7 protein-coding genes are annotated in these 12,646 nt (G+C 37.4%); 3 read left to right on the forward strand and 4 right to left on the reverse strand.

Features of this window, described 5'->3' with window-relative positions:
- Positions 1 to 44: 44 nt before the first annotated feature.
- The 3 genes from mukB to mukF are packed head-to-tail and all read right to left on the reverse strand — an operon-like array spanning position 45 to position 6,563.
- Positions 45 to 4,463, reverse strand: coding sequence for a chromosome partition protein MukB (gene mukB, locus ACKJXD_RS06655; protein ID WP_430875893.1), 4,419 nt, complete (start codon positions 4,461 to 4,463; stop codon positions 45 to 47).
- A 2-nt stretch (positions 4,464 to 4,465) separates the two neighbouring features.
- Positions 4,466 to 5,197: a chromosome partition protein MukE gene (mukE, locus tag ACKJXD_RS06660; protein ID WP_363317426.1), complete on the reverse strand. Its 732-nt coding sequence runs from the start codon at positions 5,195 to 5,197 to the stop codon at positions 4,466 to 4,468.
- Positions 5,198 to 5,240: 43 nt separating this feature from the next.
- Complete coding sequence (gene mukF, locus ACKJXD_RS06665; protein ID WP_220216528.1) at positions 5,241 to 6,563, reverse strand: chromosome partition protein MukF; 1,323 nt, start codon at positions 6,561 to 6,563, stop codon at positions 5,241 to 5,243.
- Positions 6,564 to 6,942: 379 nt separating this feature from the next.
- Between mukF and ACKJXD_RS06670 the strand changes: the two genes are divergently transcribed.
- A complete protein-coding gene (locus ACKJXD_RS06670) occupies positions 6,943 to 7,668 on the forward strand; it encodes a DUF4198 domain-containing protein (RefSeq protein ID WP_220216527.1) in 726 nt (241 codons plus the stop codon).
- Positions 7,669 to 7,712: 44 nt separating this feature from the next.
- On the opposite strand, the gene ACKJXD_RS06675 is transcribed toward ACKJXD_RS06670, so the two are convergent.
- Entirely contained in the window at positions 7,713 to 9,101 is a 1,389-nt protein-coding gene (locus tag ACKJXD_RS06675; RefSeq protein ID WP_430875894.1) for an MFS transporter, read from the reverse strand.
- A 584-nt stretch (positions 9,102 to 9,685) separates the two neighbouring features.
- Here ACKJXD_RS06675 and pntA point away from each other — a divergent pair.
- Both pntA and pntB read left to right on the forward strand, forming a co-directional pair.
- Positions 9,686 to 11,218, forward strand: coding sequence for a Re/Si-specific NAD(P)(+) transhydrogenase subunit alpha (gene pntA, locus ACKJXD_RS06680; RefSeq protein ID WP_220216525.1), 1,533 nt, complete (start codon positions 9,686 to 9,688; stop codon positions 11,216 to 11,218).
- Between the two features lie 15 nt (positions 11,219 to 11,233).
- A complete protein-coding gene (gene pntB, locus ACKJXD_RS06685) occupies positions 11,234 to 12,634 on the forward strand; it encodes a Re/Si-specific NAD(P)(+) transhydrogenase subunit beta (protein ID WP_294829054.1) in 1,401 nt (466 codons plus the stop codon).
- Positions 12,635 to 12,646 lie beyond the last annotated feature (12 nt).

Raw genomic sequence — 12,646 nt, forward strand, 5'->3', positions numbered from 1 at the left:
CGACAAATGTCGGCGAAAATATTATATAAAAAAACCTAATTAGGTTATGCAAAGCCTTTTAATCCAACCACATGAACATGTTCTTGATTGTTGATCACTTTACGTACCAGTTTGTAAGTTGTCCCTTTTTCTGGACTAATGTTTTCAGGTGCAGCAATAATAAGCTGCATTTCTAACCGTTCACAAAGTTCAAAGAGTGTAGCAATAGATTTGGCATCAAGTCGAGCGGCTTCATCCAAGAATAATAAACGACATGGCGAGATGTCTTTATTACGTAAGCGTTTGGATTCTTCTTCCCAACTTTGTATAACCATTAATAGTATTGACATACCGGTACCGATTGCTTCACCGGTTGATAATGCACCACTTTCAGCACGTAACCAACCATCTGCACCCCGATTAACTTCAACGTCCAATTCTAGATAGTTGCGGTAATCCAGTAATTCTTCACCAATATTTTGCGCAGTTCGTTGTCCCATATCGATATGAGGATTTAAACGTTGATAAAGTTTCGCTAACGCTTCAGAGAAGGTTATGCGGTTATTGCTGAAGAGATCTTGATGCTCGTTCTGGTCATCGGCTAATGCCGCTAACAGTGATGAGTGAGCTTCACGAATCGTAACATTTAATCGTACACCATTCACCTGTCCAAATGCCACCGCTTGTAAACCTTGGTTAAGCATACGAATACGGTTTTGTTCACGCTGAATAGTTTTACGGATAATATTTGCCACACTTTTTGAGCTAATGGCTAACTGTTGCTCACGTGAAGTTAATTCTTCGGTCAAGCGTGATAATTCAATTTCCATTTGTTCAATGGCTTCAATTGGGTCATCCGTTTTGACGATATCTTGGCGAATTCGCTCACGAAGATGTTTATAAACCGCAATGTAAAATTGAATTTTACGTTCTGGTCGTTTTGGATCTTCGGATAATCTCAATACATCACGTAAGTGCTCGTTATCGTTGACCGCTAAACGTAGTGAACCTAACGCTTTATCTGACATTGAACGTAGTTCATCTGCACTTAAATAAGCCAGCTCACGACGATGTAATCGGCGTTCAACGCTATTTTCTTTAACTAAACGTAATACTAAGCACCACCCAGCTTTAGCTTCAACAACTTGTTCTCTTAGCTGTTTATAATCCCGCAGTGTTTGAGCAAGTCGTTTTTGCATTTGGGTCATTTCGCTTTCACACATAATGAGCTGCTTTTCAAGCGAAGTACAATGTTGACGATTACTATTTAGTTTTTGATGAATTTCATCACGACGAGCTCGAGCACGCTCTTCAGTGATCGCATCCGCTTTCACACCAATTTGATCTATTTCTTTATGCAGTTCATTAAGCATATCTCGTTTAGTTTCAAAGGCGCTTTTTAGTGAAGCTAACGTTTGATTGTATTGATTATACTTATCTTGATATTGCTGCATTTGACTGCGTGCTTCAGTTCTTTGTGCTTCAACAATTTCTAATCGAGCGCGCAATTTTTCGTTCAAATCAGTATTTTCATTCAACATTCCAGCTGAATCTTCGTAACTAAAGTGAGCTCGGCGTTGCATCACTTCAGTAAGTGCAAAGACTTGCTGGCGAATAGTTTGTTGCTGTGCTTTAACGATGTTGTATTGTTCACGTAATGCTTCGTTTTGCTCAGGATCACTTTGTAATACAGCAACTAATGGTTCAAGCTCAGAAACGGTATGGCGATGACGGCTGACGTATTGCGCCGCATCTTGTGCTTCAGCAACCTGTTCACGCAATTCATCTACTCTATCCGCTAAATCATCATCAGCCAGTAAATGCATTTGAGCAACTAATCGATTTACTGTCACTAGTTGCTCTTTACAGTTGGCAACTTGCTGTTGATTTTGTTGATCTATCGATTCTTGTGATGTTAATTGACGTTCAATTTCATTGCGTCTTGTCGCTAGTTTTTGCGCTTCAGCTTCGGGATCGATATCAAAGGCAACCGATAAATATTCACCAATAAATTGACCCACATTTTGCTCAATACGTTGTAATTTTTGTAAATCAAATGAGAGGTTAGCATAACGTTCATGCAGTTCATCTCGCTCTAATGATAGTTTTTCAAGATGGATTTCACGTGCTGCTCGCCCAAATAATGGAACTTTTGGAAAACTGGAGAAGCGCCATTGGCGTTCACCTGTTTTAACCAATACGGCCTTATTCATCTCTTCACAATCAAAAACACTATCGTCAAATGAGGATGGATCGCCTTCAATAAAATAGATATCTTCTGGATAATCTTCTTCACTGGTGGTCAGATTTTCAAGTTGTGCTTTAACTTGCGACAAATCCGGTACCACAATTGCTTGACGTGATGGGCCATATAAGGCTGAGAAATAAGGTGCATCATCAATGGTGACATCTTCATAAATTTCAGAAAGTAATACACCATTAAATCGCTCAGCTAATGCCGATAAACGACCATCATCAACCCCACTTGGTTGATTAAGTTGTTCAATTTGAGTATCTAATTGATTTCGTTTGAAGGTTATCTGATCGCGTTCTGTAACTAATGCGCGTTCTTGTTCAAGTAGCTGTTGCATATGTTGCGTGACAGCTTGACTGTGGGTAAAGCTTTGTCCAGTTTGCTCTTGTAAGGCAATTAAGGCATCTTGTGCTTTTAACCACATTGGTGCTTTTTGTCGATAATTCGCTATTTTGGATTGAATTTGTTCAAGTTCTTGTCTGAATTCGATTCGTTTTTCACTTGATTCATTGGCCAATATTGCGTTTTCATCAAGTTGTATTTCAAGTTCTTGTTTTAACTCGTCAAGTTGATCATATTCAATTTGGCGACCAATGCGTTTACAGAATTGTGTTAATAGTGATTCGGCTTCTTTTTGTTCAAAAAAGCGTTGTTCTAATTCATCAAGTTGGAGTTGCAAATGTTCAGCTTGTTCAGCTTGATAGCATTGTGACGGCCATTGTCTTAATGCTTCTTTCGCTGCACGCCAAGCATCACTACGAACAACATCACCAACTAATTTCACCACTAATTGATATGCCCGATCAAATTGATTTATCGCCGCATCAGAAACACTGAGTCTTTGCTCCATTTCAAGCACTTGATCAGTTATTTCTTTTTGTTTTTCTTCAAAAATCTCAAAATGATTTTCGATATTGCTTATGCCTAATTTGGGTAATTGACATAAAGATTGAGCATTTTTTAGTGCTTGCAGCGCTTGTTGATATTGAATGGCACGGGTTTGTTGTACATCAAGCGCTTGTTGATAATCCGCTAACTGCGTTTTGATTTCATCCACTTCGTGTTCGGTGTGTTCCACTTGATCTCGATAGGTTTGATACTGTTCATTCGCTTCGAGTACAACTTCATTTTGCTCTTCAAGTTTTAAATTGAGATCATCTAAATCAGCTTGATAACGGTCAATTTTTTCTTGTTGACGTAGCGCTGTTTGTGCTAAATTAAGGTGATCATTGGCTGCTTGTAAGTCGGTTTCTAAGTCACTTTGTGCATCTTGAAACTCTTTAAGTTCTTTTGCCATTTCAACTTGGCGGAACTGGTTACTAATGAGCAAATCTTGTGTTTTGAACATATCACGACGCAAACCCAGCACCGATTCAATATGTACACGACGCTCGTTAGCATGACGCATATAATCCGCAGCCACGTAATCGGTTGATTCAGTGATAAGATGTTTAAATAGGTCTCGGTCAGATTGAGTCACCCGAATAGCTTCTAGTGTCATTCGGTTTTCACGAAGTGCCGCTTCCATATCCTGAAACGCTTTACGTACACCACTATTTTCAGGAAGTAAGTAATCACGAAGTGAGCGGGTAATCGCACTTGAAATACCACCATATAGTGACGCTTCAATCAATCGGTAATATTTACTACGATCGGATGAGGAACGTAAGCGCTTAGGTAATACACCAAAGTCAAACATAACCGAATGATAATCGGTAATTGAATTAAATTGCTTAAAGATAACGCCTTCTATTGTTTCGACTTTATCTTTTAATTCGGGCAAGGATAAAATTCTTGCTTGTTTATCATTTAAACGTTCGGTTACTAGTTCAGTTGGGCTAATGCCAACAGGTAAACCTTGTAATAGAAAAGGTTTGATATCGACTTTTTTATCACGCCCAGCCACTTGCTGTAATCGAACACCGCATATAATTCGCTGATTACGTGAATTAATGACATCAAGCATGGAATAACAAACGCCAGGTTTTAATTTACCGTGTAAACCTTTATCACGTGATCCTGATGTTGCACCGGCTTCAGTAGTATTTCGAAAGTGTAATAGTGTTAAATCAGGAATTAATGCGGTCACAAATGCCGCCATGGTTGTGGATTTACCTGCCCCATTCCCCCCTGAAAGCGTGGTGACAAGTTGATCTAATTCAAATGTTCTGGCAAAAAAACCATTCCAGTTTATTAGGGTTAATGAGTGAAACTTACCGTGTCCAATCATAATTATTCAATCTCCTCATTAACATCTTCTTCTTGTTCTTCGTTATTATCATCGTCTAGAATAAGCGATGATTCGATTTTGATTGCTTCACCGTCTCGAATTAAACGTAATTGCGCTTCTTGTGCATCATCACTACTACGCACGTCTGCACCAAAACGGAAGATAGATTCGTTGATACGAAAACGGCTACTGTCATTTCCTACAATAAAAAATATCATGCCTAAACGACGTAATCGATTAAGTGCCGTTTTGACTTTATCAAATAGCTTTTGTCGATCCAAATCTGATCCAGTCGACCGTTGATTAACTAATTTAAGTAATTTACTTTCATCCGCTAACGAAACAAGTTCGTCAAAGAGTTCTTGTAAGGTAAAAATACCTTCATGCGCTAGCCGTTCAGGACTGAGATATAAGTAACAAAGGACTTTACCAACTAACATATCAAGTTCTGATAATACCGAACGTGGGATTAATGTTGTTGAACGAGGACGAAGGTAGAAAAAGCCTTCTGGTGCACGAATTAACTCTACATTATAGCGTTGATAAAATTGTTCCAGTTCAAGTTGAAAATCCATTAAAAAGGCGTGATTATCCAGTTCATCTATACCGATATGACGTCCGGAACGCAATAAACTATCAAGCTCAGGAAAAAGGGGATTGGCAATTGCCTGTGCTAATTTAACGGGCATATATTTATCGATAGATGCTTGGGAACTTGCCGCAATGCGCCCCATGACTTCATCAAGATGATGAGCTGTTTGTTCTAATTCTAAATCTTTAGTATCTGTTGATGACATGTGCTTGTACCTTAGCTCCATAATCGTTAATAGGTTTCCATTCGGCTGGGATACCGAGTAAATCATTTTCGGCAATCCCTAAACGAATAGCCTGATCGATAAATAATCTTGCAATATCAAAATGTTGTTCACGAGGGAACTGTGCTAGATAACTATGAATAGCGATACTCATATCCAGTGGTTTATTTTCTTGTTTGAAGACCAATAAATTTTGTTCGATATGGGCAATAATGTGTTCTTGAATCTCTTCAATCATTTCAAATTCAAGTTCTGACGGTAATTCACCTGTTACTTCTGCTTCATGTAGTGCAAGTTCTTCATCACGCATATCAAGTAGGCGATCAGCATTGGCAAAAATAAGTGACCATGGTAAATCGAAATAGCCTTGTATTGATTTACGTAATCGCTGTGAAAAGACTCTGTTTTTATCTAAGTCAATAGCGGTACGGATAAATTTATGAACATGGCGATCATAACCAATCCAAAGATCAATCGCCTTTTGTCCCCAGCCAATAATACGATCAAGTTTGCCTTGTAAATCCATAACCACATTATTGATTTTATCAAGTTCAGGATTATCCATGGTTGCATCTTGAATCAAGAGCAGACTTGCTTGGAGTTTATCGCCCGCAGCGGCTAGCGTATCTTGCAATTCTCGTAATGTTTGTGACGTTTCAGTGAGTAAGCCTTCACAACTACTAATTGCTGCTTGCCAATCTTGACTTAATAAGGCCGAAATATTTTGTTTTACATCCGCTTGTTGCTCATCCATTACCCGTTGGGTGATATCAATACTATCAAAAATCTCTGCAACGGAGTATTTCAAGGGCGCAAAAACGTTGCGATGCCAGTGAAGATCATCACCACCTTCAAGCGCCGCATCAGCAGCACGTTTTAGCTCTTGAGCAACAATAGAAAGCTGGATCGATAAACGTAATGTAGAGAATTCTCGTTGACGAATGTAGTAATCCGAAATGCCTATTCCCAAAGGCGTCAAACGATAAATTGAATAACCATCCGTCATTTCGCTAGTAAAACGCGTAATTAATCGCTGGCGTACTAAGTCATTAATGGCATTATTTGCTCGAACAGTAATCGTATCTTCACTCTGTTCAAAAATTTGTGATACATGCCTGAAAGCATCAATTAATTCTGATTCAGTCATTTCACCATCAAAGCGTTCGCTATTTAAGACGGCTATCGCCAATAAAAAAGCGAGCCGTTCAACTGGCAAATTAATTGAAAAATCATTTTTTTTTGCCCAAGAGACCAGTTCTGGCACTGATTGGGAAAAATCCATCATAGTGGTTCCTTAATAAAAGATGCTCAATTGTTGAATGCGCCCTAAATATAAATGAGTAAGACAATATATTGCGTTAAGGACAAAATACTTTTGATTATATAACAAATTATGCTAGTTAAAAATAGTAAGTTTAAGATTTGTTATTGATAACATGTTTCTATATATCAAAAAAATAAAAACAAAATTTGGTTATTTATATTTAAGAATTGTAATGCAATTATTTTATTACTAAAGCGATCAAAAACGAACAAAACATATTTTATATTTTATTATCATATTAAACATTTTTTGATAATCAATAATTACACAAATAGCATTGACTTTTTTTATATCGATATGATAATGATTATCATTTTCATAAAATATAAGGAATTTTATCATGCGTAAATTATTTGTACTCATCTTATCAGGAAGTGTTATTTGTATGATATCACAATCGCTTTCTGCTCATGGTATTTGGATCGCTAATCGGGTTGATCAAAAGCAAATCGTTTTAGGTGAAGGCCCGTTAGATAATGGTTATCAAACGGAAAATGTAAAAAAGATTCATGCTTATAATGGTAATTGGACTTCTTTACCGATTAATCAAAAAAAGCATCAAAATTATGTGACCGTTGAACCGACAGAAAATACCGCTGTTGTAACGGTTAGTTTTGATTATGGTTATTGGACTAAAAATGCACAGGGTAAATATGTTAATCTTCCAATGAATAAAGTAGAAGGAGCGAGTAAAGGCACCCATGCTATTAAATACAGTGTCAATTATTTATCTTCTGTCAACGCCCCTAAACGGGTTGAAGATATTCCATTACAAATAGTACCAGCAGTTGATCCAACCCAATTAAAACGCGGTGATAATTTACTTGTAACGGTCTATAAAGATAGTCAGCCATTAACAAATACTGCTGTTATTATTGATGTCGTTAATAATTTAGATAAAACGGTTACAACTGATGATAAAGGTCAAGCGACCATTACTATTCCTAATCAAGGCTTAAATGTAGTAGGTGTCGAAATAGGTTTTCCCCTAAAAGATAGCCAACTTGCGACCCAAGAAAAATTTTTTACAACATTAGTTTTTACACTTATGCCAGAAGAAGATTAATTTAGACAATAAAAACGGGATTAAAAAATCCCGTTTTATCTTGTTTATACTTCAGCATCGACAGGTCGAGGAATAAAGAAGCTACAGAATAAGGCTAAGATTGTAATAATTAACCCAAGTAACATCCCATTAAAATAGCCCTCAACGGTATAACCACTTATCATTTGTACAGCAGGCAATAATGCAAAACTTAATCCAGCGCCTAAGTTAAAAGCTCCTGCATTCATACCTGGCAGAAAACCTAAATTCTCTTTTGGCGATAAAACTACACCAAGACCATTTAAAATGATATTCGCCATTCCCGCATAAAAAACACCTAACGCCAGAACACCAATAATTAATATTGGAAGAGAATCAATACCGTAAAACATTATGATTAATATGCTGATTACACAACCTATTAAGCCTAATTTTAGTACATTATTGTAACCTAAACTTGGGGCTAAACGTCCAGCAAATGGCCCTATCAACCACCCAATTAAGGCATAAGGTGTTAATAAAATAAGGGAAGCCCAATCAGCTTCTAAACCAAATCCGATTTCAGGATTTTGTGCTAGTGACATAACTAACCCATTAACGACGGCAAAAATCCCTGTCATAGTTAATAGTGTCGTTAACAATAGTGCCCAAGTCGCTCTGGTTTTTAAATGAACCGTGGTAACTAATGGTTGTTTGCTGATTTTTTCTGTTTTCCAAAATAAGATAAAACACATACCAGCAAAAATCGTTAGTCCAATGACTTTAATCCAATTAGCATGTGCTAAATTCCCTGCTTCATTAAGTGCTAGTAATAATGCAGCAACGGTTAGCACAATGAACAGCACGCCTAACCAATCCATTTTCGTTCCTTCAGATGGTTTAGATTCTGAAGCATAGCGATGGACAAAATAGGTTGATAATGCGGCAACAATTGCAATGACCCAAAACACCGAACGAAAACCGCAATAAGTAGCAAGTAGACCACCCGCAATCGCATCTATACCGGCAATACCACCATTAACAGCAGTTACAATACCCATTAACATACCGTATTTTTTAACGTCTTTGACTTCATGGCTGAGCATCAGTAAACAAAGTGGAACGACTGGCCCTGATACACCTTGAATAATTCGCGCAATATATAATACAACGATATTAGGTGCTAACGCTGCAAGCACAGTACCTATTGTCATAATAAATAACATAATCGTTAATACTTTTTTACGACCTTTAATATCACTTAAACGCGGTAAAAATAATGAAAACAGTGCAGCAGAGGTAAAAAAAGCAGTTTGGGATAATCCGACTTGTGCGTCGTTGGAACCTAATTCTTTAGCGATAGTCACTAATACAGGGCTTAACATACTCGCATTGAGTTGAAATGCCATACAAGCAGCAAGCAATGCAAACATTAATGTTAGCATACTATTTTTTTTCTGGCTTAATTCGGCCATATTTTACCTCGTTAATACTTATTATTGGACAATACTTGAATTTACCTAACCACAATCACAAATTGCTATAGCTATCAATTTTTACCTTTTTATCTGTCGGTTAACTTCTCAGCCTTTATCAAACCGACATTAAAAATCCCAATGATGAAGTATCCATTGGGATAGGTTAAAATTTTATCTAGCCAGCACTATTTATCGATTTTTTATCAATTTTTCACTTAAATGTTTTATAAGTTTTTTATTGAATTATTTGGTAAATATCGAGTTTTACACGATGAATCACAAGCCAACTAAACCTGTTTTCTTTCTAATAAATGCGAAGCTATCAGTAGAAGGTATAATCATTTTTTAGACAAACTAATAAATATTCTTCTTCATGTATTAGTTCACTATCAAAAAGATTTAATCACATTGGTTGCAGGATAAGTATTTTAATTTTAATTGACAGATTTAATATTCAATTATTATTAAATTTAATATTAATATTTCGATAATAAAAAATAAATTCCCTACTCGCACCGTCGCTAATTTATGCTAAAATCGAGAAACATTTACAAACTCACTTAACATAAGGATGTAACGCAATGCATATCGGTATACCTAAAGAACGGTTAGCCAATGAAGCAAGAGTTGCTGCTACACCACAAACTGTTGGACAACTGTTAAAACTTGGTTTTACAGTTTCAGTTGAACAAGGTGCTGGACATGCTGCTCATTTCGAAGACCAAGCTTTCATTGATGCTGGAGCCACAATCCAAAACACGCAAGATATTTGGCAAAATGATTTAATTTTGAAATTTCACGCACCGACTGATGAAGAAATTGCGTTGATGAAAGAAGGATTAACCCTCATTAGCTATATTTATCCTGCTCAACATAAAGATTTATTGGAAAAGCTTGCTGCAAAAAACATAACAGTGTTGGCAATGGACTGTGTGCCACGTATTTCACGAGCACAATCCCTTGATGCATTAAGTTCTATGTCTAACATTGCCGGTTATCGTTCGGTGATTGAAGCAGCAAATCAATTTGGTCGTTTCTTTACAGGTCAAGTTACCGCAGCGGGTAAAGTTCCTCCTGCAAAAGTCTTAGTCATTGGTGCAGGTGTTGCCGGTCTTGCTGCAATTGGTGCAGCCGTGAGTTTAGGCGCAATTGTAAGAGCTTTTGATACTCGTCCTGAAGTGGCAGAACAAATTAATAGTATGGGCGCTGATTTTTTAGAACTCGATTTTGAAGAAGAAGCAGGTTCGGGTGATGGCTATGCAAAACAGATGTCTCCAGCCTTTATCGAAGCCGAAATGGCGTTATTTGCTGAGCAAGCCAAAGATGTAGATATCATCATTACAACCGCTCTTATTCCAGGTAAACCAGCACCTAAATTGATTTCTAAAGAAATGGTAGAGTCAATGAAACCAGGTAGTGTAATTGTTGATTTAGCAGCATTAACTGGTGGTAACTGCGAATTAACCCACCCTGGAGAAGTTTTTGAAACCGATAATAATGTTAAAATCGTCGGTTATACCGATTTAGCTAATCGTATGCCTGCTCAAGCCTCACAGCTTTATGGTACGAATATTGTTAACTTATTAAAATTACTTTCTAAAGAAAAAGACGGTAACATTGATATCAATTTTGATGATGTGGTTATTCGTGGCGTAACGGTGGTTAAAGATAAAGAAATCACCTGGCCTGCTCCACCAATTCAAGTTTCAGCTCAACCACAACAAAAAGCAGCATCGCCTATTGCTAAACCGGAACCAAAACCAATCGATCCACAAAAGAAATTTGGTATTTTAGCTTTATTAATTCTCGCCTATTTTTGGATTGCCAATTCAGTGCCAGAAAGCTTTTTAGGGCATTTCACTGTTTTTGCATTATCGTGTGTGGTTGGTTATTACGTTGTTTGGAATGTCACTCACTCTTTACATACACCACTTATGTCAGTAACAAATGCTATTTCAGGCATTATTTTAGTCGGTGCAATATTGCAAATCGGTGATGATAATGGCTTAACGACTGCCATTGCCTTTGTGGCTATTTTGATTGCTAGCATCAATATTTTTGGTGGATTCTTTGTTACTCAAAGAATGCTGAAAATGTTCCAACGTGGCAAATAGAGGGGAGTATCAATAATGTTCAGTAATGGATTTATTCAAGCAGCCTATGTGATTGCTGCATTACTTTTTATATTTAGTCTACGTGGACTTTCTAATCAAGAGTCAGCAAAATCAGGCAATATTTACGGTATGATCGGTATGGGCATTGCACTTGTTGCTGCCGTTGCAAGTATTAAAGGTGGATTCCATTGGATCATCATTGCCATGATACTTGGTGCTGCGATTGGTTTATACTTAGCTAAAAAGGTCGAAATGACTCAAATGCCAGAATTGGTGGCGTTACTTCATAGCTTTGTCGGGATGGCTGCTGTACTAGTTGGTTTAAATAGCTTTTTAGATTTAAACAATGCAACACAGATATACCATGGTAGTGAACTGACCGTCCATTTGGTCGAGATTTTTATCGGTGTCTTTATCGGTGCAGTGACTTTCTCAGGTTCCATTGTTGCCTTTGGCAAATTAAATGGACGCATTAGCTCTAAACCATTATCAATTCCAAATAAACACTATTGGAATTTAGCTGCGATCGTTGTTTCAATTATCCTGATGTTTACCTTTATTGATGTAAAAACAGGAACGGGAGCGCTTGTCTGCTTACTTGCCATGACAATTATTGCATTCGTATTTGGTTTCCATTTGGTAGCATCTATTGGTGGTGCAGATATGCCTGTGGTTATTTCAATGCTGAATTCCTATTCGGGTTGGGCTGCCGCAGCTGCTGGATTTATGTTAAGTAATGACTTACTAATTGTTACCGGTGCTTTAGTCGGTTCTTCTGGTGCAATTCTTTCATATATCATGTGTAAAGCGATGAATCGCTCATTTATTAGTGTTATTGCAGGCGGTTTTGGTACTGATGGTAGCACTGCGAATGCTTCTGATGAAGAACAAGGTGAATATCGTGAAATGCAACCGGCTGAAGTTGCTCAAACTTTAAAAGAAGCCCGTTCAGTAATTATCGTACCAGGTTATGGTATGGCAGTTGCTCAAGCACAAGGTGCGGTAAGCAATATTACTGAAAAACTTCGTGGTATGGGTATAGAAGTCCGTTTTGGTATTCATCCAGTTGCAGGACGTTTACCAGGTCACATGAATGTGTTATTAGCCGAAGCCAAAGTACCTTACGATATTGTATTAGAAATGGATGAAATCAATGATGACTTCCCTGATACAGATGTTGTTTGGGTAATTGGTGCTAACGATACGGTTAACCCAGCTGCTGAAGAAGATCCAAATAGCCCTATCGCAGGTATGCCAGTTCTTGAAGTTTGGAAAGCAAAAACAGTGATTATTTCTAAACGCTCAATGAATACGGGTTATGCTGGAGTACAAAATCCACTATTCTTTAAAGAAAATAGCTATATGTTATTTGGTGATGCAAAAGATAGTGTTGAAAAAGTATTACAAAATCTGTAGTAGTTGTTGATT

This window comes from Gilliamella sp. G0441, from assembly GCF_050589305.1.
Taxonomy (GTDB): domain Bacteria; phylum Pseudomonadota; class Gammaproteobacteria; order Enterobacterales; family Orbaceae; genus Gilliamella.